We start from the raw sequence: 23,301 nt of genomic DNA, 5'->3' as shown, positions 1-23,301 counted from the left end.
CGTGCCCGCGGCAACATCCCAACGGCATCCTCACGTCATCCCCGCACGTGGGAGAGGTGAGGCAGCAGGGGCTTCAGGTTTTCCCAGCGGTCGATCTCGCAGCCGTTGACCCGGGAGAAACGGGCGTCGACGGTACGGCCCTGCCACTCGCCGGTGATGTGGGCGACGGCGCGCCCGCCGTATTGGAGGGAGCAGATCTGGTCCTTCCCGACCGGCGCGAACGGGTCCTTCCCGGCCGTGGCGTACCCGTCGAGCCGCTCGCAGGCCCGGACGGCGGCGGGGTGGTCCCCGCCCGGCTTGTCGCCGCACTCCAGCTTGAAGGTGCCGTCGGCGTTCCGGTTCCCGCTCTCGGAGACGGTCACGGTGAGCACGTCGGGCGCCGGGGAGAGCAGGGGCAGGGGCGGCAGCGGCCCGAGCGCACCGACGCCGGCGGCGGAGGTGACGAGGGAGGCGAGAACGAGACGTCGCAGCATGCGAACTCCAGGGGCGAGGTGGCGCGGGTTGGGTCGGGGCGAGATGGGGCTGGGTGGGGGACCCGTCCACCTCTCACGCTCCTAACGCTCCGCACTGCCGTTCGTTGCGCAAGCGGGGTGCGCCGACGGGCTTTGCTCTCCGCCCCGGAGGCCTAGTACGGTGAGAAGCGATTGGTGACACCAGCGCTGGCTGTGTCATCATCTGCACGCACCACTCGCGCCCGCGCGAAGGTGCGGATGGAGGCGTCGCCTAGTCCGGTCTATGGCGCCGCACTGCTAATGCGGTTTGGGTCTTAAAGCCCATCGAGGGTTCAAATCCCTCCGCCTCCGCACCACCCCGAAGCCCCGGCCCACACGGCCGGGGCTTCGGCCGTTCCCGGCCGCCCGGAACCTGAAGACGCCCCCTGTGAGCTCACCCGTCCGGCGGTACCGCCCCGCGCCACAGAAGCCCCCAGGATGGCGTTTCCGCAGGTCAGAGGGGGTCTGGCTAATGGATTTCGCGCTACGCCGCAGGTCATGTAATGTTGTCCACGCAACGCCGACCGGCAAGAAAAAAGCCGAGAAGCACAAGCACTCGTAGCTTAACGGATAGAGCATCTGACTACGGATCAGAAGGTTGCAGGTTCGAATCCTGCCGAGTGCACAGCAAGCGAGAGGCCCCGGACGAGAGTCCGGGGCCTCTCGCGTTTCCGGGTTCGTCCGCCCCCTGGGCTGGGTGTCCGCTGTGGTGACGGGCTTGGCCGGAATGGGGCTGTACAGGTCTCCTGGGGGTCCGGACCATGGCGCGCAGGTGCTGGCGTACTCGGGGGAGGGCCGTCGGGATGGGCTTGGGTGACGTGGGGGACGGCTCGGGCGGTGCGGACGGCTCGGGCGCTGCGGGCGGTGCGGACGGCTCGGGCGGGCGGCGGCCTTGGGAGCGTTCGCGGGCTCGGGGGGACTCCGGGGGCGGCGGGGCGTTCGGGCCGCCTGGGTCTGGTGGGTCGACCGGTGGGTTCGGTGGGCCGTCTGGGGGGCCGCCTGGGGGGCCGCCTGGCGGGTTCGGTAGGCACCCCGGTGGGGTCGGTTGGGCTGGGGCGGGGGCCTCTGGAGGGATGCCTGATGTGGTGAGGCAGCTTCGCGTGCTCATGATGGTTCTGGGTGGCCTGCAGGCCGTTCTCGCAGTTGCTCTGCTGACCAACAGCGTCGCCGTCGCCACCGCCATCTGGGGCGAAGGGGACGCTTCGACGCCGTGTTGCACCACGCCGGGTGAGGCCAATGCCGGGATCGTCGTCTTCGGCGGGGTGCTCGTCCTCGCCGTGGCCGCGTGGGGCGTCGGCACTGCTCTCAAGTTCCCCACCCGCCACCCCGGTCTGAGGGTCTCGGCCGCCGCCTACGGGTGGACGGCGCTCCCCTTCACCCTGCTGTTCTTCAACCTCGTACCCGTTCTCGGCGTGATCTGGCTCGTGCCGGCGATCCTCGCCGTCGTCCGCCCCCATCAGCCCGAGAGTCGGGCCTGGTTCGCGTACAGGTAGAGCCCCTGCCGGACGGAAGGAGGGCCCGCGCGGTGGTGGGAGAGCGGATCGGCGACTACGTCGTCGAGCGGTTGCTGGGCAGCGGTGGGATGGGGGCCGTCCATCTCGCGCGCTCGCCGTCCGGGCGGCCCGTCGCGATCAAGGTCATCAGGTCCGAGTACGCCGACGACCCGCGTTTCCGCGACCGCTTCCGCCAGGAGGTCCTGGCGGCCCGCAGGGTCGGCGGGTTCCACACGGCCGCCGTGGTCGACGCCGACCCCGACGCGCCCCAACCCTGGATGGCGAGCGCCTACGTCAGGGGGCCCACCCTCGCCGAGGAGGTCGAGCGGCGCGGTCCGCTCGACGAGCAGCGGCTGTGGGCGCTCGGCGCGGCCCTGGCCGAGGCGCTCGTCGCGATCCACGCCTGCGGCCTCGTCCACCGCGACCTCAAGCCCGGCAACATCGTGCTCGCCGAAGACGGCCCCCGCGTCCTCGACTTCGGGATCGCCAGCGCCCTGGAAGGCACCCGGCACACGACGCACGGCATGGTCCTCGGCACCGCCGGCTTCCTCGCCCCCGAGCAGGCCCAGGGCCTCCCGGTCACCGGCGCCGCCGACGTCTTCGCCCTCGGTGCCGTCCTCGTCGCGGCGGCGGGCGGCAGCGCCTTCGGCGAGGGCGGCGGCATCGGCCTCATGTTCCGCGCCGTCCACGAGGCCGAAGACCTCACCGCCCTCCCGCCCGCCCTGGGCCCCGTCGCCGCCGCCTGCCTGCTCAAGGACCCCTTGGCCCGGCCGGCCCCGTGGGAGGTGCTGACGTGGTGCGCGGCCGAGCTTTGCGCTCGACCTCGGTCCGTTTCGGATCCTCGGTCCGTTCCCGATCCTCGGTCCGTTTCGGATCCTCGGTCCGTTTCGGATCCTCGGTCCGTTTCGGATCCCCGGTTCGTTCCGGATCCTGGGTCTGTTCCCGATCCCCAGTCCGTTCCCAAACCGTCTACCCGCGCCGTCGCCCCGCTGGCCGTCTCCGCCCACCGGCGTCGCGCTCGCGCCCGGTGGGCCACCGCGGGGCGCAACGGGCTGGGGTTGGGGGCGTGCGTCGCGACGGCCGTGATCGCCGATCGTCTCCAGTGGGAGGGCGGGGTCGTCGGCGCGGCCGTGTTCGCCTCGTTCCTCATGTTCTGCCGCTTCATCGCCATGCTGGGGACCACCAACGGCCTGGTCCTCAACGCGCTCGGCATCGGGGTCGGCTACCTGGGCCATCTCACCGTCGTGCAGTGGCGGCACATCGAGTCCCTCGGACTCGCCCACCACGACAAGGGCGTCCAACTGACCATTCGGCTCGTCGCGGGACGGCCCCCGCCCCGGTTCTCCCCGCGTCCGAAGTGGTTGCTCCACGGCAGGGACGGCGTCCTGCGCATCCAGGGGGAGGCGCTCGTTCCCAGCAAGTCCAGTGGGTCACTCCCGGACGGTGTGCGCGCGTACGCGGCTCGGTACGGGATCTCGCTCGACGAGGTTCCGACCCACCAGGGTTAACCCCGAGGTCGGGTCGGTCACCAGGGGCGCGTCAGTCGCTTCTTTCGGGTGAACGGCCCCTCGTTCCATGACGTTTGAATATGCCATCGGCCTAGCTTCCCTCGTGGAGGTGATGCTCGATGGACGAGCAGCGGGACGCTATCGACATCGGCGACTTCGTGTTCGCCGCGACAGGCACGCGCGTGCGCAGGCTGACGATGCCGGACGGGACGCACTGGTTCCCTGCCGTCGAGGCCGCCAGGCTGTTGGGGTACGGCAACGCCCGGCAGGCGGTCCGCACGCACGTGGAGGGGGCGCGGCAACGGGTGCTCGGGGAGCTCGTGCGGGGGATCTGCGGAGCCGAGGTCGCGCGCGTGCTCGCCGGGCGCGGGCTTCGCAGGACCGTGAAGATGATGGACCTCCAGGGGCTCGTCCAGCTCGTCACCGCCGGTACGAAGCCCGCCTGCGCGCCCTTCAAGGCCTGGGTGTCCGAGGTCGTCGCCACCGTCCAGCGCGACGGGTCGTACGGGCTCGAACCCTCCCCCGTCCACTGGGGGTACGTCCTCCCTCCCGAGATCGTCGACATCGTCGTACGACTGGAGGCGGAGGCCCTCGGGCAGCCGGAACCCAGCCTGGCGCCCGGTTTCGTGTCCGTGCCGGGCGGCTCCGTCGTGCCTCGCCCCCCGTCCGCCACCGTCCCCCTCCAGCGCGCCCACCCCACTCTCTCGCCCGACGAGCTCCTCGCCTCCTGGCAGGCCGACCGTCTCGCCGCCGTCTCCGGAGGCGGTGACGGTGATGGTGATGGTGATGGTGATGGTGACGGTGACCTGCACGCCGTCGCCGCCTGTCTCGCCCCCGCCCTCGTGCGCGGCGGCGCCCGGTGCCGGCTGGAGGACATCGCCGGGCGCACCGGGCTCACCGTCGAGCGCGTTCGCGACTGCGTCGGGCTGCTCGTCGAGCGCGGGTGCGTCCGGGAGAGCGCCGTCGCCGCCGACGGGGCCCGGATCTACCTGCTCCCTTAGGTCGTGTCCGGAAAGTCTGGCCTGGCTCGCCCCGCCCTGCGGGCGGACGGCCATACTTTCCGGATACTCCCTAGGGGGCGGCGGGGACCGCCACCACCTGGTCCGCGTCCGCGTAGACGATCCGGCCCGGCGCCGACGACTCCAGCCGTACGCAGGGGACTTCGTGCGCCGACAGGATCTCCAGGTACGGGAGCACCCGCGTCAGCAGGCCCGTCGCCGTGGCACGGAACCAGGCCGCCGCCCCCGGGTTCAGGGTCGCGTCGTAGACCCTCGGGTCGACCGTCGACGGGTCCGTGACGTGCGTGTCGTACCAGTCGTTCGACGCCCGCCACACCGCGTGTTCCGGCCCCGACAGCCTGCCCTCCCGCGCCAGCCCGTTCGCGAGGGCGAAGACGCCGGGGAAGTGACCTCGTGGGCTGCGGGTCGGGGACTGGAAGCGGACGTAGAGGAGACTGGACACCGGACGAGGGTAGGGGCCGGCGGCCCGACGAGAGCAGGGCGGAGCGGTTCGCGTGGCCCGACGAGAGCAGGGCGGAGCGGTTCGCGTGGTGTGGCGGTGTGCCGGGATGCGGTGGGACGAGGGCGTTCCCGGGCTGCGCTGGGAGGGCGGCCGCGTCTCCCGGCTCACCTACGGGCAGCGGCTCGCCTTCCGTGCCGTCGGCACGCGCCTCTGTCCCGGCGCCCGCGGCAACCCCTGCCCGCTCGCCGCGACCGTCCCCGGCCGCGCCACCGGTGGCCGGTGCCCCGAGTGCGCCCGCCTCGACCGCGCCCACTCCGTGGCCGCCGACACCATCGCCGACGACCCCCGGCCGTACCGCGTGTACCTCGCCTGGTTCGGGCCCGGCATGACCAAGGTCGGGATCACGGCAGAGGAGCGCGGCGACGCCCGGCTCCTGGAACAGGGGGCCGTCGCCTTCGGCTGGCTCGGGCGCGGGCCGCTCATGGCCGCCCGGCGTACGGAGGAGGTGCTGCGGCACGCCCTGAAGGTGCCCGACCGGATCCCGTACGACCGCAAGCGCGCCGTCCGGCACGCCCTGCCCGCCCCCGATGCCCGGCGCCGGGAGATCGGGGAGCTGTACGAGCGGGCCGCCGCGCTCGCTCGGTGGACCGACACCCTGGAGCTGCTGGACTTTCGCGCGTACGACCATGGCGAGGCCTTCGGGCTCGCCGGGCTGCCCCCGCTCTCCGGCACCGTCACCGAGCTCGTCGACGACGGTGTCGTCGCCGGGCGCCTGCTCGCCGCCGCCGGCCCCGACCTGCACCTCCTCGACGCCGACGGGCGCTGTCTCGCCCTCGACACCCGTGTCGTGCGCGGGTGGCGGTTGGTCGCGGTCGAGGGCGGTGGAACGACGTCCTCGACCGGAGACGAGGGGACGCGGTCGTCCTCGACCGCGGACGACGGGACGCTGTCCTCCTCGACGGGAGACGAGGGGACGCTCTCGTCCTCGACCGAGGACGACGGAACGCCGTCCTCCTCGACCGCGGACGACGGGACGCCGTCCTCCTCGACCGCGAACGACGGAACGCCGTCCGTCACCGTGCCGGTCAGCAGCGTGAGGTACGTCGGCCACGACGTCCAGGAGGGGCTGTTCCCGCGGTAGAGGCGTGGTCGTAAAGACCTGGTCCCCGTCTGGACACGCCCGCCCCGCCCGTCGGAGGGTGATCCACATGACCACCCCCACCCCCTCGACCGTGGCCGAGACCCCGCGGGAGTTCGCCGCGCGGCTCGGGATCCCCGGGCTCGTCGACGTCCACACCCACTTCATGCCCCAGAACGTCCTCGACAAGGTCTGGGCCTACTTCGACGCCGTCGGCCCCCTCACCGGCATGGAGTGGCCCATCACCTACCGCGAGCAGGAGGACCGACGGGTCGCGCTCCTACGGGAGTTCGGGGTCCTCGCCTTCACCTCGATGCTCTATCCGCACAAGGCCGGCATGGCCGAGTGGCTCAACAGCTGGGCCGCCGACTTCGCCGCCCGTACGCCCGGCTGCCTGCACACCGCCACGCTCTACGCCGAGCAGGGCGCCGGCGGATACGTCCGCCGGGCGGTCGACTCCGGCGCCCGCGTCTTCAAGGTGCACCTACAGGTCGGCGCGTTCGATCCCAACGACGCGGTCCTCGACGACAGTTGGGGAATCCTCGCCGACGCCCGCCTGCCCGTCGTCATCCACTGCGGCTCCGGGCCCGTCCCCGGCAAGTTCACCGGCCCCGGGCCCGTCGGGCAGCTCCTCGCCCGGCACCCCCGGCTGCGGCTGGTCATCGCCCACATGGGGATGCCCGAGTACGCCGACTTCCTCGACCTCGTCGAGCGGTACGAGGGCGTCCACCTGGACACCACCATGGCCTTCACCGACTTCAGCGAGCGCCTCGCGCCCTTTCCCGTCGCCGAGCTGCCCCGCCTGGACGCGCTGAGCGACCGCATCCTCCTCGGCTCCGACTTCCCCAACATCCCCTACCCGTACGTCCACCAGCTCCACGCCCTCGAACGCCTCGGCCTCGGCGACGACTGGCTGCGCCGCGTCCTGTACGAGAACGGGGCCGCGCTCCTTCCCCTGACCGTCCCCTGACCGTCCCCTGACCATTCCCTGGCCGTCCCCTGACCGTCCCCTGGCTTTCCCTGACTTTCTCCTGACGCCATCCGGTGGCAGTCGCGGCTTTCTCAGGGAATTCACAGGGAACAGCAAGGGAGATCTCAGTACGCCCCTCCAGCGTGTCCGTATGACCGCGACCAAGCCCCAGGGGCGTACCGACCTGCTCCGGCCCGACGGTTCCGCCGTCCGCGTCCTCGTCGTGGACGACGAGGCGCCGCTCGCCGAACTGCTCTCGATGGCCCTTCGCTACGAAGGCTGGCAGGTCGACAGCGCCGGTGACGGCGCCGGGGCCCTGCGCGTGGCCCGGACGTTCCGGCCCGACGCGGTCGTGCTCGACGTGATGCTCCCCGACATCGACGGGCTCTCCCTCCTCGGCCGGATCCGGCGCGAACTGCCCGAGGTGCCGGTGCTCTTCCTGACGGCCAAGGACGCCGTCGAGGACCGGATCGCCGGGCTCACGGCCGGCGGCGACGACTACGTCACCAAGCCGTTCAGCCTGGAGGAGGTCGTGGCGCGGCTGCGCGGTCTGATCCGGCGGTCCGGCGCCGCGCACGCGCGCAGCGAGTCGGTGCTCGTCGTCGGCGACCTGACCCTGGACGAGGACAGCCACGAGGTCACGCGCGGCGGCGCGTCCATCCACCTCACCGCGACCGAGTTCGAGCTGCTCCGCTACCTGATGCGCAACCCGCGCCGGGTGCTCAGCAAGGCGCAGATCCTCGACCGGGTGTGGTCGTACGACTTCGGCGGCCAGGCCAACGTCGTCGAGCTGTACATCTCCTACCTCCGCCGCAAGATCGACGCCGGGCGGGCCCCCATGATCCACACCCGGCGCGGGGCCGGGTACCTGATCAAGCCGGGGGAGTAGGCACCCCCGATGTTCCGGTCGCCCCGGACGTGGTCGCTCCGTACGCGGCTCGTCGTCTCCGCCGTCACCCTCATCGCGATCGTCGCCGCCGTCATCGGGACGGTGACGACGATCGCGTTCCGGTCGTACCTGTACGACCAGGCCGACGCGCAGTTGCAGAACATCGCCAACCGCGCCCAGGGGCCGCCGCCCTCCGCGCGCGCCACCGGCGACCCGGGCCGCGATCCGCTCGCCTTCGTCCTCGGACCCGGCGCCCCGCTCGGCACGGTCGGCGCCGTGGTCGGGGCCGGCGGGACGCTGGAGGACGCCCACCGTTCCGTCGAGGTCGAGCAGGCCGGGTACGGGCCGAAGGCCACCAGCAGCCCGCTCGACGCGCGGCAGCGCGCGGCGCTCGCCACCGCGCCTCGCGACGGCCGGCCGCACACCGTCGAACTGCCGGGATTCGGCGACTACCGCGTCGCGTACGTCTCCGGCCGCTCCTCCGACGTCCTCGTCGGCCTGCCGCTCGACCAGCTTCAGGGCTCCCTCTCCACCCTCATCCTCGTCACGGTGAGCGTCACCGGCGCCGGTCTCGTCGCCGCGTCGCTCGCCGGGGGCGCCGTCGTCGGTATCGCGCTGCGCCCGCTCCGCCGGGTCGCCGCGACCGCCACCCAGGTCTCCGCACTGCGCCTGCACAGCGGCGAACCGGCCCTCCACCACCGCGTTCCCGAGACCGATCCGCGCACCGAGGTCGGTCAGGTCGGCGCGGCCATCAACCGGATGCTCGACCACGTCCACTCCGCGCTCCACGCGCGTCAGCAGAGTGAGACGCGGGTACGGCAGTTCGTCGCCGACGCCAGTCACGAGCTGCGCACCCCGCTGGCCTCGATCCGCGGCTACGCGGAGCTGACCCGGCGTGGCCGCGAGGAGTGCGGGCCCGACACCCGGCACGCGCTCGGGCGGATCGAGTCGGAGGCGACCCGGATGACCGGGCTCGTGGAGGACTTGCTGCTGCTCGCCCGACTGGACGCGGGACGCCCGCTCTCGTACGAGAGCACTGATCTCGCCCCGCTGCTCGTGGACGCCCTCTCCGACGCCCGCGCGGCGGGCCAGGACCACAAGTGGCGACTCGAACTGCCAGGGGGAGGGGCCGGGGGCGAGAGCGGGGGCGAGAGCGGGGGCGAGAGCGGGGGCAGTGCCGGGTACGAGATCGAAGGCGGTGCCGGGGGCGGGACCGGGGACGGTCCGGGGTACGAGACCGGGGGCGGCCCCGGCGGGAGTTCGGGCGCGGACGGGCGGCAGACGGCGGTGACGGTACGGGGGGACGCCGCCCGCCTCCACCAAGTCCTGCTCAACCTCCTCGGCAACGCCCGTACCCACACCCCGCCCGGCACGACCGTCACCGCCCGCGTCCGCGCCGAGGGCGACCGCGCCCTCGTCGAGATCGAGGACGACGGGCCCGGTATCCCGGCCGAGTTGCTGCCGTCCGTCTTCGAGCGGTTCGCGCGCGGCGACGCTTCCCGTACCCGCCATACCGGCGGCACGAGCAGCACCGGTCTCGGCCTCGCCATCGTCCGCGCGGTCGCGGTGGCGCACGGCGGAGACGTCGAGGTCAGCAGCCGTCCGGGGCGGACGCTCTTCGTCGTACGGTTGCCGCGCGAGGCGGGCTAGGGCCGGTCGCGAGGTCGGTCAGGTCGGTAGCTGGTCAGGTCGCGTAGCTGGTCAGGTCGGGTAGCTGGTCAGGTCGGTCAGCTGGGTCGGGTCGGTCAGCTGGGTCGGGTCGGTCGGGTCGGTCGGGTCGGTCGGGTCGGTCGGGTCGGTCGGGTCGGTCAGGCCGGCCGTCCGCACTCACAGCCTGGCCACAGCCGCATCACACAGCCGTGACAGCCGATCTGGCGAGGGTCTGTGCCATGCGAACCCCAACCATCGCGGGCCCCGCCTCCGGTGCGGACGCCCTCCCCGCCCTGGACCATCTCCTCGCCGGAGGTCCCCTCCCCGCCCGGGACCATCTCCTCGCCGGAGGTCCCCTCCCCGCCCGGGAGCACCTCCCCGCCGGAGACTCCCTCCCCGCCCGGGAGCGTCTCCCCCTCCTCCTCGACGTCGTGATCCCCGTCTACAACGAGGAGCAGGACCTGGAGCCCTGCGTCCTGCGGCTCCACGACCACCTCACCCGGACCTTCCCGTACGGCTTCCGCGTCACGATCGCCGACAACGCCTCCACCGATCGGACCCCCGAAGTCGCGGCCGCTCTCGCCGAGAGGCTGCCGGAGGTGCGGTCCGTGCGGCTGGAGCAGAAGGGGCGCGGCCGGGCGCTGCGTACGGTCTGGTCGCACTCGGACGCACCCGTCCTCGCCTACATGGACGTGGACCTGTCCACCGACCTCAACGCCCTCCTCCCGCTCGTCGCGCCGCTCATCTCCGGCCACTCCGACCTGGCGATCGGCTCCCGCCTCGCCCGCTCCTCGCGGGTCGTGCGGGGGCCGAAGCGGGAGCTCATCTCGCGCGCCTACAACCTGATCCTGCGCGGCTCGCTCGCCGCGCGGTTCTCCGACGCGCAGTGCGGGTTCAAGGCCATACGGGGCGAGGTCGCCGAGCGGCTGCTGCCGATGGTCGAGGACACCGGCTGGTTCTTCGACACCGAGATGCTCGTCCTCGCCGAGCGCGCGGGCCTGCGGATCCACGAGGTGCCGGTGGACTGGGTCGACGACCCGGACTCGACCGTCCACATCGTGCGGACCGCGACCGACGACCTGAAGGGTGTGTGGCGGGTCGGCCGCGCGCTCGCCACCGGTTCGCTGCCCCTCGACCGGCTCGCCCGCCCCTTCGGCGACGATCCGCGCGACCGTCAACTGGCGGGCGTCCCCGGTGGTCTGGCGCGCCAGCTGGTCGGCTTCTGTGTCGTCGGTGTGCTCTCCACCCTCTTCTACCTGGCCCTCTACTCGGCCTTCCGGCTCGGCGTCGGCTCCCAACTCGCCAACGCCGCCGCCCTCCTCGTATCCGCCGTCGCCAACACGGCCGCCAACCGCCGCCTCACCTTCGGGGTGCGCGGCCGGGACCGGGCCGTCCGCCATCAGGCGCAGGGGCTCGTCGTCTTCGGCATCGGCCTCGCGCTCACCAGCGGCTCCCTCGCCGCGCTCGGCGCGGCCACCGGCCATCCGTCCCACTCCACCGAACTCGCCGTCCTCGTCGCCGCCAACCTCGCCGCGACCGTTCTGCGCTTCCTCCTCCTCCGGCTCTGGGTCTTCCCGGAGGCCTCCCCCTCAAGGACCACCCGATGAGCGCCACCACCCCCTCCGGCACGGCTCCCACGCCGAACGATCCGCCGCCCGCCGCTTCGGCTTCGGGTACGGGTGCGGGCAGTGGAATCCGTCGCCTCCCCCGCCTCCCCCGCCTCCCCCGCCCCGCCTGCCTCTGGCGCGGGCGGGCCGAGGACGCGCGCTGGGTACGACCGGCCTTCCTCGCCCTCCTCCTCGTCACCACCGCGCTCTACGTCTGGAACCTCAGCGCCTCCGGCTACGCCAACTCCTTCTACTCCGCCGCCGTCCAGGCCGGCAGCGAGAGCTGGAAGGCCTTCTTCTTCGGCTCCCTCGACTCAGCCAACGCCATCACCGTCGACAAGCCGCCCGCCGCGCTCTGGCCGATGGCCCTGTCCGTGCGCCTCTTCGGGCTCGGCTCCTGGCAGATCCTGCTGCCCGAGGTGCTGATGGGGGTGGGAACGGTCGCCGTCCTGTACGCGGCGGTACGGCGCCGGTTCGGCGCGGGGGCCGGGCTGATCGCGGGCACGGCCCTCGCGCTGACCCCGGTCGCGGCGCTGATGTTCCGCTTCAACAACCCGGACGCCCTGCTCGCGCTGCTGATGACCGTCGCCGTGTACTGCGTCCTGCGGGCCCTGGAGGACGTGAGGGGCGGTACGACGTGGCTGGTGTGGGCCGGGGTCGCCTTCGGGCTCGCGTTCCTCGCCAAGACGCTCCAGGCGTTCCTGATCCTGCCGCCGCTCGCGCTCGTGTACGCGGTGTGCGCGCCGGGCGGGCTCGGCCGCAGGTTCGGCCAACTGGCGCTCGGTGGACTGGCGATGATCGTCTCGGCCGGTTGGTGGGTGGCCCTGGTCGAGCTCTGGCCGACCGCCTCCCGCCCGTACATCGGTGGCTCGCAGAACAACAGCTTCCTCGAGCTGACCTTCGGCTACAACGGACTCGGCCGGATCAACGGCAACGAGACGGGGAGCGTGGGCGGCGGTGGTGCCGGTGGTGCGGGTGGTGGCGATGGCGCTGGCGGTGCGGGCGGGCCCGGTGGGGCTCCTGGTGGTGGCGGGGGTGGGCGCTGGGGTGAGACGGGCATCGGGCGGATGTTCAACGACGCCGTCGGCGGTCAGATCTCCTGGCTGCTGCCCGCCGCGCTGATCCTGCTCGTGGCCGGTCTGGTGATCACCTGGCGGGCCCGCAGGACCGACACGGCACGTGCGGCGTTCCTGGTCTGGGGTGGTTCGCTGCTGATCACGCTGGCCGTGTTCAGCTTCATGGCCGGCATCTTCCACGAGTACTACACGGTGGCCCTCGCCCCCTACGTCGCCGCGCTCGTCGGCATGGGCGCGAGCGTCCTGTGGGAGGAGCGGGGCCGCTTCCTCGCCTCGGCGGGCCTCGCCGTGACGGTCGCGGCGACGGCGGTCTGGGCGTACGTCCTGCTCGGCCGGACCCCCGACTGGCTGCCGTGGCTGCGCTGGACGGTCCTGGTGGCCGGTTCGGCCGCCGCGCTCGGGCTGCTGCTCGCCGGTCGGCTCGACCGGCGCATCGGACTCGGCCTCGCGGGCCTCGGTCTCGCGGCGGGGCTCGCGGGGCCGTTCGCGTACACGCTGCAGACGCTGAGCTCCGGTCACCAGGGCTCGATCGTGACGGCCGGACCGTCGTCGGCCGGTGGTCGCGGGATGGGCGGAATGGGGGGCGGCATGGCTGGCGGCATGGGCGGCCGTCCGCCGGGCGGTGACGACGGCGGCATGCGGAGGGACGGCGGCGGTACCCCACCCCAGGGGACCGGCCAGGGCCAGGGAGCCGGGCAGGGCCAGGGCCAGGGGACCGGGCAGGGCCAGGGGCAGCAGGGCACGGGCCCGGGTGGCGCGGGCTCCGGCGTCCGAGGCCAGCTGCCCGGCGGCACCCTGCCCCAGGGGGCGGAGGCCGGCACCCCAGGCCGTGGTGCCCCCGGCGGTGACGGTGGCGGGGGCGATGGCGGGATGGGCGGGCTCCTCAACGGAGCCTCCGTCGGCTCCGAGGCCAAGGCCGCCCTGCTCGCCGACGCCGACGACTACACCTGGGTCGCGGCCGCCATCGGTGCGCAGAACGCCGCCAGCTACCAGCTCGCCACCGAGAAGCCGGTGATGGCCATCGGCGGCTTCAACGGCAGCGACCCGTCCCCGACCCTCGCGCAGTTCAAGCAGTACGTCGCCCAGGGAAAGATCCACTACTTCGTCGGCGGGGGCGGCGGAACGGGTGGGGGCGGCGGAATGGGCGGTGGCTCGGAGATCGCCAGTTGGGTCGCGTCCACCTTCGATGAAGTCACCGTCGGCGGCGCCACCCTCTACGACCTGACGGCCCCGAGGAAATAATCGCTATACAGCGTATGGGGGTCCCTTGTACGGTGTACGAGCTTCAGTCCCGTACACCGTACAAGGAGTGCTGTCCATGACGGCGACGACCACCGCGTCCTCACCCCCGGCCGCCACCGGCGGCCACCCGCAGCGCTGGCTGATCCTCGGCGTCATCTGCCTGGCCCAGCTCACCGTGCTGCTCGACAACACCGTCCTCGGCGTCGCCATCCCCTCGCTGACCTCGGAGCTCAACGCCACCACCAGCGACATCCAGTGGATGATCAACGCCTACTCGCTCGTCCAGTCCGGCCTGCTGCTCACCGCCGGAAACGCGGCCGACCGCTACGGCCGCAAGAAGCTGCTCGCGGCCGGTCTCGCGCTCTTCGGCCTCGGCTCGCTCGCCGCCGGACTCGCCGAGTCCACCGGCCAGCTGATCGCCGCCCGGGCCGGCATGGGCGTCGGCGGCGCGCTGCTCATGACCACCACGCTCGCCGTCGTCATGCAGATCTTCGACGACTCCGAGCGGGTCAAGGCCATCGCGCTCTGGTCCACCGTCAGCTCGCTCGGCTTCGCCGCCGGACCGCTGATCGGCGGCGTGATCCTCAACCACTACTGGTGGGGAATGATCTTCCTCATCAACATCCCGGTCGCGCTCATCGGCCTGGTCGCCGTCCTCAAGCTCGTACCGGAGTCGAAGAACCCGCAGGGCGAGCGCCCCGACCTGCTCGGCGCGCTGCTCTCCACGATCGGTATGGCCTCGGTCGTGTACGCGATCATCACCGGCCCCGAGCACGGCTGGACCTCCGCCGAGGTGCTGGTCCCGGCGGCCATCGGCGTCGTCGTCCTCGGCGCCTTCGCGCTGTGGGAGCTGCGCATCCCGTACCCGATGCTCGACATGCACTTCTTCCGGAACCAGAAGTTCATCGGTGCCATCGGCGGTTCGCTGCTCGTCGTCTTCGGCATGGGCGGCTCGCTCTTCCTCCTCACCCAGCACCTGCAGTTCGTCCTCGGCTACGAGCCGCTGGAGGCCGGCCTGCGGATGGCGCCGCTGGCGCTGACGATCGTCGGCCTCAACCTGACCGGCATCGGCCCGCGCCTGGTCGTCAAGATCGGTACGCCGGCGGCGGTCCTGATCGGTATGACCCTGGTCTCCGGCGGTCTCCTGTCGATCGCCGTGCTCGGCGGCGGCACGGACGGCAGCTACTGGGGCATGCTGCTCGGCCTCGTCCTGATGGGCGCGGGCATCGCGGTCGCCTCCCCGGCCATGGCCAACGCGATCATGAGCGCCATCCCGCCGGAGAAGGCCGGCGTGGGCGCCGGAATCAACGGCACCCTCGCCGAGTTCGGCAACGGTCTGGGTGTCGCGGTCCTCGGCGCCGTCCTCAACGCCCGGTTCGCGGCGCTCGTCTCCGTCACCGCGGCCTCGCTGCCCGCGGCCCTGGCGGCGGCCGGCAGCGACGCGGAACGGGTGGAGATCTCCGACGCCTTCGCCTCCGGGCTCCAGACCAGCCAACTCGTCGGCGCGATCTCCGTCTTCGTCGGCGGTCTGCTGGCGGCGGCCCTCCTCCAGCGGGCGGATCGGTCGGAGCGGTCGGAGCGGTCGGAGCGGTCGGAGCGGTCGGAGCAGCGTGCGGCGGAGGGGTCGGGGGGGTCGGTGGCGCCTTCCTCGGTGGACCCTGCCCCGGTGGAGCCTTCCTCAGTGGACCCTGCCTCGGTCGAGTCGGAGAAGAAGGCGGCGGCTGAATAGCATGGTGGTGACGGACCGCTGAACGTGAGCACACGGAGGAACGCGATGGTCAAGGCCGCCGACCGGGCCAAGAACCCGGCGCGTTCCAGTGTGTGGCTGGAGCAGCGCACCCCGCGCAGCGGAGGCGGCCCGGCCGGACTCGACCGCGAACGGATCGTGACGTCCTCGATCCGGATGCTGGACGAGGAGGGCCTGGCCGGCCTCTCGATGCGCAAGCTCGCCGCCGAACTGGGGGTCACGGCGATGTCCCTCTACTGGTACGTGGACACCAAGGACGACATCCTCGAATTCGCCATCGACACCGCGTACGGGGAGGTCGACCTCGCCGCGGTCGACGCCGCCGGCGGCTGGCAGGAACGGGTCCGCGTGCTCGCCTGGGACTACCGGCGGATGCTGGTGCGCCACCCGTGGATGTCGCCCTGCGCGGGCCAGTACCTGAACATCGGCCCGCAGGCGATCGCCGTGGGCGCCAAGATCCAGGAGGCGGTCAGGGACACCGGCCTGCCGATGCAGCGGCAGCCGAGCGCGATGTCGGCCATCTTCCAGTTCGTGTACGGGTACGGGACGATCGAGGCCCAGTTCGGGCGGCGGGCGACCGAGGCCGGCATGTCGCAGGACGACTTCTACGGCGAGTCGATCAAGGCCTTCCGCGACGACCCCCAGTTCGTGGAGGCGCTCGAACCGATGACGGACATCCTCGACGAGAGGGCCTCGCACGGCAGCGTGACCGAGATCTGGGACCGCGACTTCGAGTACGCCCTGGAGGTGCTGATCGCGGGCATCGAGGCGATGGTCGCGCGCGAGGGCGGGCCGGCTCAGGCCCAGAAGCCCTAGGGGCAGGGGCACAGGGACGAGCACGGGCGGGCGGGCGGGCGCGGCATCGTGAAATGCCGGCGCCCGCCCGCCCGTCCGTCCGTCCGTTCCGGTGCCGTCCCCGGGAGAAGGCCCTCAGCCCTCCCGTACCGCCTGGATGTCCAGCGTCACCCGTAGCGTCGCGCCGATCGCCGCGATGCCCGCCGACACCACCTGGTTGTAGTTCATCGCGAAGTCCTCGCGCCGCAGTTCCGCCTCCGCGCGGAACGCCGCCCGCACTCCGCCCCACGGGTCCGCGCCCGTCCCCAGGTACGTGAGGTCCAGCGGTACCGTCCGGGTCACGCCCCGCAGGGACAGCTCGCCCTCCACGGTCCAGCGGTCCGGGCCCGCCGCCCGCAGCGCCGTGCTGCGGTACGTGATCTCCGGGAAGCGGTCGACGTCGAGGAAGTCCGCGGACCGCAGGTGCTTGTCCCGCAGGCCGTTCCCCGTGTCGACGGAGCCGGCCGCGATGACCGCTTCCACGCGCGACGCCAAGAGGTCCGGCGCGATGTCGATCCGGCCGGTGAACTCGGTGAACCGCCCGTGCACGCTGGAGATCCCCAGGTGCTGCGCCACCGCCCCCACCGAGGAGTGCGCCGCGTCCACCGTCCACGCCCCCGGCGGCGGCAGCTCCGTCCCGCCCGCGCGGGCCAGGACGACCGTCCCCACCTCCGCGCGACCGGTCCCGCCCACCAGCGCCGTACGCGCGTCCGGCGCGTAGCCGAGCGCCGTCACCACCACCGTGTACGCCCCCGGAGCCAGCGGGGCGTCCGCCCGGACGACGCCGTCGCCGTCCGCCACCGCCCGCAGGGCCTGGCCGCCCGAACCGTCCGTCACGGTCACCACCGCGTGCTCGACCGGCCACCCGTCACGGGTCCGTACCTGTGCGTTCAGTCCCATCCGTACCCTCAACTCTTCGGAAAACAGCGGGGCGGCAGGCCGTCCCCTGCCTGCCGCCCCGTACCCGGCCGCGCCTCCGCTCGAAGGCGTGACCGGGGGTCGGTCACTCGCCCGGGTGGGCGAGTTCGATGTCGTGGCCGTCGACGCCGGCGCCGCTCACGGTGAGCCGCCCCGCCACCGGCGGGTAACCGGTCGCGATGAGCGTGTACTCGCCGCTGTCCAGGTCCGCGAAGGCGTACGCGCCGTCCGCGTCCGTCGTCGCCGACGCCCGTACGTTCCCGGCGGCGTCGACCAGGGTCACCCGCGCGTCGGCCAGCGGCCGGTGGTCGAGCCCCGCGCGGACCGTGCCGTGGACGACCGCTCCGCCCACCAGGGCCACGTCGAGCCGGGTCACGCCGTGACCGCCGATCTCGACGGGCAGCGCCTGCGGGCGGTGACCGGCGGCGGTGACCGCCACCGTGACCGCGCCCGGCACCAGCTCGCCGAAGGAGAAGGAGCCGTTCGCGCCGGTCTTCCCGGTGGCCAGCACCTCGCCCCGTACGTCCGTGATCACGACCATCGCACCGTCCACGGGCGCGCCGTCCTCGGCGGACGTCACCGAGCCCGCGAGGCCGCTGGTGCCGGTCAGGAGCACGTCGTGGCCGAGCGGACCGTCGTTCACGACGATCGTGGAGGCCTGCGGCTGGAAGCCGTCGGCGGAGGCGATCAGGACGTACGAACCGGCGGCCGGAGCGTCGACGGCGTACCGCCCCTCCCTGCCGACCACGGCGCGGCCGAGCTGCTGCCCGCCGAGCGAGATCAGCGTGAGCGTCGCTCCGGAGAGGTCCGCGCCTTCGGCCGTGCGGACGGTGCCGCTGATGGTCAGGCCGGTGGAGAGGGGGGTGGGGGTGACGGTCTCGCCCGCTGTGACGGGTTCGGCGTGGGAAGCCGGGGAAGCCGGGGAAGCCGTGGTCGCCGTCGATGCCGCTGTCGCCATCGTTGTTGCCGTCTCGTCCGTCCGCGTGCGCGAACCGCTCGAACCGCTCGAACCGTTCGAACCGCTCGAATCGGCAGGACTGTTCGCACTGCTCGAACCGCTCTTCAGCGCGACCTCCTTGATGAACAGCGTCACCACGAAGGCGAGCAGGGCGAACGGAGCGGCGTAGAGGAAGATGTCCGCGACGCCGTGGCCGTACGCGGACTCCATGACCGTACGGATCGGGGCGGGCAGCTTGTCCATGTCCGGGATGCCGCCGCCGGAGCCGCCGCCGGCCAGGCCCGCGGCCTTCGGGCCGAGCGCGGCGATGCCCTCCTCGGCGTAGTGGGTGACCCGGTGGGCCATCACCGCGCCGAGCGCCGAGACGCCGACCGCACCGCCGAGCGAGCGGAAGAAGGTGACCACGGAGGAGGCGGAGCCGAGGTCCGCGGGGGCCACCTGGTTCTGCGTGCACAGCACCAGGTTCTGCATCATCATGCCGAGGCCGAGACCCATGACGCCCATGAAGAGCGCGATGTGCCAGTACTCGGTGTCGTAACGGATCGTGCCGAGCAGGCCGAGCCCGCCGGCCGTCAGGGCGCCGCCGGCGACCAGCCAGGCCTTCCAGCGGCCGGTCTTGGTGATGATCTGGCCCGAGACGGTCGAGGAGACGAAGAGACCGGCGATCATCGGGATGGTGAGGACGCCGGACATCGTCGGCGACTCGTTGCGGGCCAGCTGGAAGTACTGGCTGAAGAAGACCGTGCCGGCGAACATCGCGACGCCCACGAAGAGCGAGGCGAGCGAGGCCAGGCTGATGGTGCGGTTGCGGAAGAGGCGCAGCGGGATGATCGGCTCGTCGGCGCGGGACTCGACGAGGACGAAGAGCGCGCCGAGGACGACGGAGCCGCCGACCATGGCGGCCGTCTGCCAGGACATCCAGTCGTACTTGTCGCCCGCGAACGTCACCCAGAGCAGGAGGAGGGAGACGGCGGCGCTGATGACGAAGGCACCGGTCCAGTCGACCTTGACCTTGCGCTTGACGACCGGGAGCTTCAGCGTCTTCTGCAGGACGAGGAGCGCGATCAGCGCGAAGGGCACGCCGACGTAGAAGCACCAGCGCCAGCCGAGCCAGTCGGTGTCGGTGATGACGCCGCCGAGCAGCGGGCCGCCGACGGTGGCGACGGCGAAGGTGGCGCCGAGGTAGCCGCTGTACCGGCCGCGCTCACGCGGGGCGATCATCGCGGCGAGGATGATCTGGGAGAGCGCGGTCAGACCGCCGACGCCGATGCCCTGGACGACACGGCAGGCGATGAGCATGCCGGTGTTCTGGGAGAGGCCGGCGACGACCGAGCCCCCGACGTAGATGAGCAGGGCTATCTGGACGAGCAGCTTCTTGGAGAAGAGGTCCGCGAGCTTGCCCCACAGGGGGGTGGTCGCGGTCATCGACAGCAGAGCGGCCGTGACGACCCAGGTGTAGGCGGACTGGCCGCCGCCCAGGTCCGTGATGATCTGGGGGAGGGCGTTCGAGACGATCGTCGAGGACAGGATCGCGACGAACATGCCCAGCAGCAGTCCGGAAAGCGCCTCCATGATCTGACGGTGCGTCATGGGCGCGCCGTCGGAGGTGTGGTGGCCGCCCGCCTGCGTTGGCGGGGCGGGTGTTGTCGTGGCCATGAACTTCCTTTGCTGTTACGCGTGGTGGGCCCGGCAGTCCCCGAAGGAGTCGCGGAGTCGGGCGAGCAGGGTGGTGAGCAGGTCGACGTCTTCGTCGGACCAGTCCGCGAGGTTGCGGGTGAGCATGGCCGTCAGGCGACGGTCGAGCTCGTCGAGCTTCTCCCTGCCCTCTGCGGTGAGGTGCAGGATGCGGGAGCGCCTGTCGGCGGGGTCGGGCAGCCGCTCGACCCAACCGCGGTCGACGGAGTGGGAGACATGACGGCTGCTGACCGACATGTCGACGGCCATCCGTTCCGCGATCCGGCTCATCCTCATGTCCCCCTCGTGCTTGAGCAGGGCAAGGACGATGGCCGTGCCGCTGGGGCAGTCGGCGGGCAGGGAGCGGGCCATGCCGCGCTTGACGGCGCCGATGGCGCTGACCTGTCGGGCGAGGCTCTCGTACCGGTTCGGCTTGTCCACCTGATTCGGCTTGTCCACCACACGACCCCATGACGTCACACATCTTGTTGCTTAGGGCAACCATAGAGATGGATGGTTGCTCCAGGCAAACTAAATCGGTCAAACGGCGCTAAAGAATCGGCAAAGCGGGGGTGGGGTGGGTGGGGGGTGCGGGGTGCGGGGTGCGGGGCGGGGCGGGGTGGGGTGTGGGGGGTGGGGGGGGGGTGCGGGGTGCCGGGAGAGGGGTGCGGGGTGCCGGGGAGGGGGGAGGTCTGGGTTGGCTGCTGAGGTGCTGCTGCCGCCTCCGGAGGAGGCGGGCTGGGGATCAGTGGTCGATCGGTGCCGGAGGAGGTGGGCTGCGGATCAGTGGCCGATCGGTGCCGGAGGAGGTGGGCTGGGGAGCAGTGGCCGATCGGTGCCGGAGGAGGTGGGCTGGGGGATCAGTGGCCGATCGGTGCCGGATCGGTGTCGGAACCGGTCGCTGGGCGGCCGGGGCTTGGGCGGTCAACCCAGGGTTCGCTAGGGTCCAGACTCATGGCACACAACCCCCAAGCACCGTACGGCCAGGGCCCGGGCCCCGAGGGCAACTACGACCCCGCCGGCAGCACCCAGATGTTCCGCGCCTTCGTCGACGAGGGCCCCCAGGGCGGAGGCCGACAGGCCGCCGTGACCCCCCAGTCCTCGGGCCCCCGCGTGGGCCTCATCGTGGGCGTGATCGCCGCGATCGTCGTCCTGGGGGCGGTGGCCTGGCTGGCGCTGGGCTGAGAGGCGTTCGGGCTGCGGGGGCCGGCTGTCGGGCGGCCGGGGGGCCGGCTGCTGGGCGGAGGCTCTCCGGCTGCTGAGGTTCGGCTGCTGGACGGAGGATCTCCGGCTGCTGGGCGGCGGGTCTCCGGCTTCCGGGCTGATGGGCTGCGGGTCTCCGGCTTCCGGGCTGCTTTGGGCTGCGGGTCTCCGGCTTCCGGGCTGATGGGCTGCGGGGCTTTGGCTGCTGGGGTTCGGGTTCCGGGCTACCGGCTTCCGGGCGGGCGGTCGCGGCTTCTGGTTTTCGGGCTGCCGGTTCCCGGGCGGTCGCAGCCTCTGGTTTTCGGGCTGCCGGTCCCCGGGCGGTCGCGGCTTCTGGTTTCGGAGGCTGCCGGCTTCCGGGGCGGTCGCGGCTTCTGGTTTCCGAGGCGGTCGGGCTCGGGGCTCTCGCGGGCTTCTGGCTCGGCCGCCCTCGTTCCGAGTGTGGCGACCGGAGGCGGTGCGTCAAGGGCGCTCCTGCGTCGCGTCGGCTTCGCCGATTCCGCTGCGCTCCACCCTTGACCCACCGCCTCCGGTCGCCTTTGCACACTCGGAGGGCGGCCGGGGGGCGTGGCCACGCGGGAGCCGGGTGGGTACCTGGGCCGAGATCGGCGCCTGCGGTCGCACGGTGGGATGGCGCGGCAGTGGAATGGGGCGGCCCGGCGGCGCTTAGCGGCTGACGGTCGTGGGGCGGCCGAGCGTCATGCCCCGCTGGTCACTGCCCGGTGGGTGGTGGGGCGGCAGTCCGAAGGTTCCGCTCTTGGCGGGCGGCGGGCGGCGGGCGGCGGGCGGCGGGCGGCGGGCGGCGGGCGGCCCGGTGGGTGGTGGGGCGGCAGTCCCGAGGTCCCGTTCCTGGCGGGCGGCGGGCGGCGGGCGGCGGGCGACGGGCGACGGGCGACGGACGGCTGGCGGCTATCGACGGACGGTCGGCGGCGGGCGGCGAGCTGCTGGCGCGAGCGACGGCGAGCGACGGCGGGTGGTTGGGTGCCGGCGGTCGCTGGCAGCAACTGGTCGGTCGGTGACCGAACTGCCCCGAACTCGAGCCAGCCGGACGATATGCGGCATATATCCACCGCCTACAGCGAGTTACCGCGAGTACGGCGCAGTTATGTTCGCTCGGGGGCGGGCTTCTGGGCGAGAAAGGTCGCGAAGCCTCTGGTCGAACCTTCGGCGGGTGCCTCGGTCAGCTGGGCGGTGACGACGAGGCGGGCGCCGACCAGGAGTTCGGCCATCCGATCGGGCGGCAGCAGGTAGGACGCGTACGACACCGGGAGACCGCCGTACGCCTCGGTCGGGCGGAGGTGCTGTCCCTCTCCCACGTGGCCGGCGAGCATCAGGTGGCCGCCGGGCGCGAGTGCGCGGTAGAACTCCCCGAAGACGAACGGCAGCGCCTCCGGGGGCGTGTGGTGCGTGGAGTAGTAGGCGAGTACGCCACCCAGCGTGCCGGTCCCGACCGGCAGCGCGGTCATCGAGCCGACGAGGAAGGGCAGCTGCGGGTACGCCTCGCGGGCCAGGGCGACCATCGCGGGTGAGAGGTCCACGCCGAAGACGTCGGGAACGCCGCGCTCGGCCAGGTACGCGGTCACCTTCCCCGGCCCGCACCGGACGTCCGCCACGGCGCCGAGCTCGGTCGTTCGCACGGCCTCGGCGAAGGCGTCCAGCATCCCGCGCGACATCGGATCCAGTGCCGCCGGCGCCGGGACCAGGTCGACGTAGGCGGCGGCCACGGTGTCGTACGACTCCCGGACGGCGGCGAGGTGAGAGAGGTCGGGCACGAGGTCGACCCTAGGCGCCCCCGCCGCCACCGAGAACCCAACCGTCACACCAACCGGGCGCGGGACGATGCCGGTTCCGGCCCGACCGTTCGGACGCGAGAGGATGGCGCGATGGACAGAAAACAGAAGAAGCAGCTTGAGGAGAATCAGCAGCGGGAGTGGGCTGCCCGCGAAGCCAGTCGAGGCTTCTACAGCGTGACTGTGCCTGCACCGCCCGACCCGCACACCGCCATCGGCATCGTCGCCGGATACTCGCAGCCGACGGTGATGCAAGCGGTGACGAGCATGCAGAGCGAGGCTCAAAAGCTTGGCGCCGACGGTGTGCTGGGTGTGTCGATCGCTCCGTACGTCGGTTACTACAGCACGAACTACGTCGCATACGGTACTGCCGTCCAATGGACGCAACCCGAATAGACGGACGTGCGCGGCGATCACCCGACCCCGTCCGGCGGGCGCTGTGCTCCCGAAACGCAGCGGAATCGGCGGAGCCGACGCGGCGGAGGAGCGCCCTTGAGGCGGCGGTGGAACCCGCCACGCTCGGAGAGAGGACGGCCGCCACCAGAGGCGGGCGGGGGCGGGCGCAGAAAAATCTGCGGGACCTGTCACACGGGTGCCGGGTGCTCCGTCAGTGGGGTGTGCGAGCGAGAGACGCTCGCCGCCGCCGAGCCGA

Annotated in this window: 20 protein-coding genes and 2 tRNA genes; 15 read left to right on the top strand and 7 right to left on the bottom strand. The window is 72.5% G+C overall.

Going from position 1 to position 23,301, the window contains the following annotated elements; all coding sequences use genetic code 11:
* Positions 1-35 precede the first annotated feature (35 nt).
* Entirely contained in the window at positions 36-473 is a 438-nt protein-coding gene (locus ACIPPS_RS19535) for an SSI family serine proteinase inhibitor (protein WP_401433437.1), read from the bottom strand.
* A 239-nt stretch (positions 474-712) separates the two neighbouring features.
* Between ACIPPS_RS19535 and ACIPPS_RS19530 the strand changes: the two genes are divergently transcribed.
* From ACIPPS_RS19530 to ACIPPS_RS19510, 5 genes are all read left to right on the top strand, one after another.
* Positions 713-803, top strand: a tRNA-Ser gene (locus tag ACIPPS_RS19530).
* 240 nt (positions 804-1,043) lie between these two features.
* Positions 1,044-1,116 (top strand) — tRNA-Arg (locus ACIPPS_RS19525).
* A gap of 460 nt (positions 1,117-1,576) precedes the next feature.
* Positions 1,577-1,984, top strand: coding sequence for a hypothetical protein (locus tag ACIPPS_RS19520; protein ID WP_401433435.1), 408 nt, complete (start codon positions 1,577-1,579; stop codon positions 1,982-1,984).
* A 32-nt stretch (positions 1,985-2,016) separates the two neighbouring features.
* Entirely contained in the window at positions 2,017-3,492 is a 1,476-nt protein-coding gene (locus ACIPPS_RS19515) for a serine/threonine-protein kinase (protein WP_401433433.1), read from the top strand.
* A gap of 119 nt (positions 3,493-3,611) precedes the next feature.
* Complete coding sequence (locus ACIPPS_RS19510; protein WP_401433430.1) at positions 3,612-4,493, top strand: Bro-N domain-containing protein; 882 nt, start codon at positions 3,612-3,614, stop codon at positions 4,491-4,493.
* A gap of 70 nt (positions 4,494-4,563) precedes the next feature.
* Here the strand turns inward: ACIPPS_RS19510 and ACIPPS_RS19505 are convergent, their stop codons facing one another.
* Complete coding sequence (locus ACIPPS_RS19505) at positions 4,564-4,953, bottom strand: hypothetical protein (protein WP_401433427.1); 390 nt, start codon at positions 4,951-4,953, stop codon at positions 4,564-4,566.
* Positions 4,954-5,005: 52 nt separating this feature from the next.
* Between ACIPPS_RS19505 and ACIPPS_RS19500 the strand changes: the two genes are divergently transcribed.
* The 4 genes from ACIPPS_RS19500 (at position 5,006) to ACIPPS_RS19485 (ending at position 9,600) form a co-directional block, all read left to right on the top strand.
* Positions 5,006-6,094, top strand: coding sequence for a DUF2797 domain-containing protein (locus ACIPPS_RS19500; RefSeq protein ID WP_401433426.1), 1,089 nt, complete (start codon positions 5,006-5,008; stop codon positions 6,092-6,094).
* A 67-nt stretch (positions 6,095-6,161) separates the two neighbouring features.
* Positions 6,162-7,061: an amidohydrolase family protein gene (locus tag ACIPPS_RS19495; protein ID WP_401433424.1), complete on the top strand. Its 900-nt coding sequence runs from the start codon at positions 6,162-6,164 to the stop codon at positions 7,059-7,061.
* Between the two features lie 151 nt (positions 7,062-7,212).
* Positions 7,213-7,950 carry a response regulator transcription factor gene (locus tag ACIPPS_RS19490; protein ID WP_401433421.1) on the top strand — a complete coding sequence of 246 codons (738 nt, stop codon included), beginning with the start codon at positions 7,213-7,215 and terminating at the stop codon, positions 7,948-7,950.
* 9 nt (positions 7,951-7,959) lie between these two features.
* Positions 7,960-9,600: a sensor histidine kinase gene (locus ACIPPS_RS19485; RefSeq protein ID WP_401433419.1), complete on the top strand. Its 1,641-nt coding sequence runs from the start codon at positions 7,960-7,962 to the stop codon at positions 9,598-9,600.
* A gap of 51 nt (positions 9,601-9,651) precedes the next feature.
* Here the strand turns inward: ACIPPS_RS19485 and ACIPPS_RS19480 are convergent, their stop codons facing one another.
* Positions 9,652-9,777 carry a hypothetical protein gene (locus ACIPPS_RS19480; protein WP_401433416.1) on the bottom strand — a complete coding sequence of 42 codons (126 nt, stop codon included), beginning with the start codon at positions 9,775-9,777 and terminating at the stop codon, positions 9,652-9,654.
* 62 nt (positions 9,778-9,839) lie between these two features.
* On the opposite strand from ACIPPS_RS19480, the gene ACIPPS_RS19475 reads away from it, so the two are divergent.
* The 4 genes from ACIPPS_RS19475 to ACIPPS_RS19460 all read left to right on the top strand — a co-directional run bounded on the left by ACIPPS_RS19475 (position 9,840) and on the right by ACIPPS_RS19460 (position 16,088).
* Positions 9,840-11,207 (top strand): glycosyltransferase, encoded by a 1,368-nt coding sequence (locus ACIPPS_RS19475; protein WP_401433414.1) that lies wholly within the window; start codon positions 9,840-9,842, stop codon positions 11,205-11,207.
* On the top strand, positions 11,204-13,525 hold the full coding sequence (locus ACIPPS_RS19470; protein ID WP_401433412.1) for an ArnT family glycosyltransferase: 2,322 nt from the start codon (positions 11,204-11,206) through the stop codon (positions 13,523-13,525). The genes ACIPPS_RS19475 and ACIPPS_RS19470 overlap by 4 nt, the downstream gene beginning before the upstream one ends.
* 76 nt (positions 13,526-13,601) lie before the next feature.
* Positions 13,602-15,254: an MFS transporter gene (locus tag ACIPPS_RS19465; RefSeq protein ID WP_401433410.1), complete on the top strand. Its 1,653-nt coding sequence runs from the start codon at positions 13,602-13,604 to the stop codon at positions 15,252-15,254.
* Positions 15,255-15,299: 45 nt separating this feature from the next.
* The gene (locus tag ACIPPS_RS19460) at positions 15,300-16,088 is read left to right on the top strand and encodes a TetR/AcrR family transcriptional regulator (RefSeq protein ID WP_401434603.1); all 789 of its coding nucleotides are present in this window, start codon (positions 15,300-15,302) and stop codon (positions 16,086-16,088) included.
* A 114-nt stretch (positions 16,089-16,202) separates the two neighbouring features.
* On the opposite strand, the gene ACIPPS_RS19455 is transcribed toward ACIPPS_RS19460, so the two are convergent.
* The 3 genes from ACIPPS_RS19455 to ACIPPS_RS19445 all read right to left on the bottom strand — a co-directional run bounded on the left by ACIPPS_RS19455 (position 16,203) and on the right by ACIPPS_RS19445 (position 20,115).
* Positions 16,203-17,006 (bottom strand): YceI family protein, encoded by an 804-nt coding sequence (locus ACIPPS_RS19455; protein WP_401433407.1) that lies wholly within the window; start codon positions 17,004-17,006, stop codon positions 16,203-16,205.
* A 103-nt stretch (positions 17,007-17,109) separates the two neighbouring features.
* Positions 17,110-19,638: a DHA2 family efflux MFS transporter permease subunit gene (locus ACIPPS_RS19450; RefSeq protein ID WP_401433404.1), complete on the bottom strand. Its 2,529-nt coding sequence runs from the start codon at positions 19,636-19,638 to the stop codon at positions 17,110-17,112.
* A gap of 15 nt (positions 19,639-19,653) precedes the next feature.
* Positions 19,654-20,115 carry a MarR family winged helix-turn-helix transcriptional regulator gene (locus ACIPPS_RS19445; RefSeq protein ID WP_401433402.1) on the bottom strand — a complete coding sequence of 154 codons (462 nt, stop codon included), beginning with the start codon at positions 20,113-20,115 and terminating at the stop codon, positions 19,654-19,656.
* Positions 20,116-20,610: 495 nt separating this feature from the next.
* Between ACIPPS_RS19445 and ACIPPS_RS19440 the strand changes: the two genes are divergently transcribed.
* Entirely contained in the window at positions 20,611-20,841 is a 231-nt protein-coding gene (locus ACIPPS_RS19440) for a hypothetical protein (protein ID WP_393487827.1), read from the top strand.
* Positions 20,842-21,962: 1,121 nt separating this feature from the next.
* On the opposite strand, the gene ACIPPS_RS19435 is transcribed toward ACIPPS_RS19440, so the two are convergent.
* On the bottom strand, positions 21,963-22,631 hold the full coding sequence (locus tag ACIPPS_RS19435) for a class I SAM-dependent methyltransferase (RefSeq protein ID WP_401433399.1): 669 nt from the start codon (positions 22,629-22,631) through the stop codon (positions 21,963-21,965).
* Positions 22,632-22,742: 111 nt separating this feature from the next.
* Between ACIPPS_RS19435 and ACIPPS_RS19430 the strand changes: the two genes are divergently transcribed.
* Positions 22,743-23,045, top strand: coding sequence for a heavy metal-binding domain-containing protein (locus ACIPPS_RS19430; protein ID WP_401433396.1), 303 nt, complete (start codon positions 22,743-22,745; stop codon positions 23,043-23,045).
* Positions 23,046-23,301: the final 256 nt, after the last annotated feature.

This window comes from Streptomyces sp. NPDC090127 (assembly GCF_044746945.1).
In the GTDB taxonomy this organism is placed as follows: domain Bacteria; phylum Actinomycetota; class Actinomycetes; order Streptomycetales; family Streptomycetaceae; genus Streptomyces.
This window is presented reverse-complemented; position numbering and strand designations above follow the sequence as displayed.

What these genes read in the sequence shown, in the direction of transcription:
- ACIPPS_RS19535 (WP_401433437.1), bottom strand. Translation starts at nt 473, where the DNA reads ATGCTGCGACGTCTCGTTCTCGCCTCCCTCGTCACCTCCGCCGCCGGC.
- ACIPPS_RS19510 (WP_401433430.1), top strand. Translation starts at nt 3,612, where the DNA reads ATGGACGAGCAGCGGGACGCTATCGACATCGGCGACTTCGTGTTCGCC.
- ACIPPS_RS19495 (WP_401433424.1), top strand. Translation starts at nt 6,162, where the DNA reads ATGACCACCCCCACCCCCTCGACCGTGGCCGAGACCCCGCGGGAGTTC.
- ACIPPS_RS19490 (WP_401433421.1), top strand. Translation starts at nt 7,213, where the DNA reads ATGACCGCGACCAAGCCCCAGGGGCGTACCGACCTGCTCCGGCCCGAC.
- ACIPPS_RS19485 (WP_401433419.1), top strand. Translation starts at nt 7,960, where the DNA reads ATGTTCCGGTCGCCCCGGACGTGGTCGCTCCGTACGCGGCTCGTCGTC.
- ACIPPS_RS19475 (WP_401433414.1), top strand. Translation starts at nt 9,840, where the DNA reads ATGCGAACCCCAACCATCGCGGGCCCCGCCTCCGGTGCGGACGCCCTC.
- ACIPPS_RS19470 (WP_401433412.1), top strand. Translation starts at nt 11,204, where the DNA reads ATGAGCGCCACCACCCCCTCCGGCACGGCTCCCACGCCGAACGATCCG.
- ACIPPS_RS19465 (WP_401433410.1), top strand. Translation starts at nt 13,602, where the DNA reads ATGACGGCGACGACCACCGCGTCCTCACCCCCGGCCGCCACCGGCGGC.
- ACIPPS_RS19460 (WP_401434603.1), top strand. Translation starts at nt 15,300, where the DNA reads ATGGTCAAGGCCGCCGACCGGGCCAAGAACCCGGCGCGTTCCAGTGTG.
- ACIPPS_RS19455 (WP_401433407.1), bottom strand. Translation starts at nt 17,006, where the DNA reads ATGGGACTGAACGCACAGGTACGGACCCGTGACGGGTGGCCGGTCGAG.
- ACIPPS_RS19450 (WP_401433404.1), bottom strand. Translation starts at nt 19,638, where the DNA reads ATGGCCACGACAACACCCGCCCCGCCAACGCAGGCGGGCGGCCACCAC.
- ACIPPS_RS19440 (WP_393487827.1), top strand. Translation starts at nt 20,611, where the DNA reads ATGGCACACAACCCCCAAGCACCGTACGGCCAGGGCCCGGGCCCCGAG.
- ACIPPS_RS19430 (WP_401433396.1), top strand. Translation starts at nt 22,743, where the DNA reads ATGGACAGAAAACAGAAGAAGCAGCTTGAGGAGAATCAGCAGCGGGAG.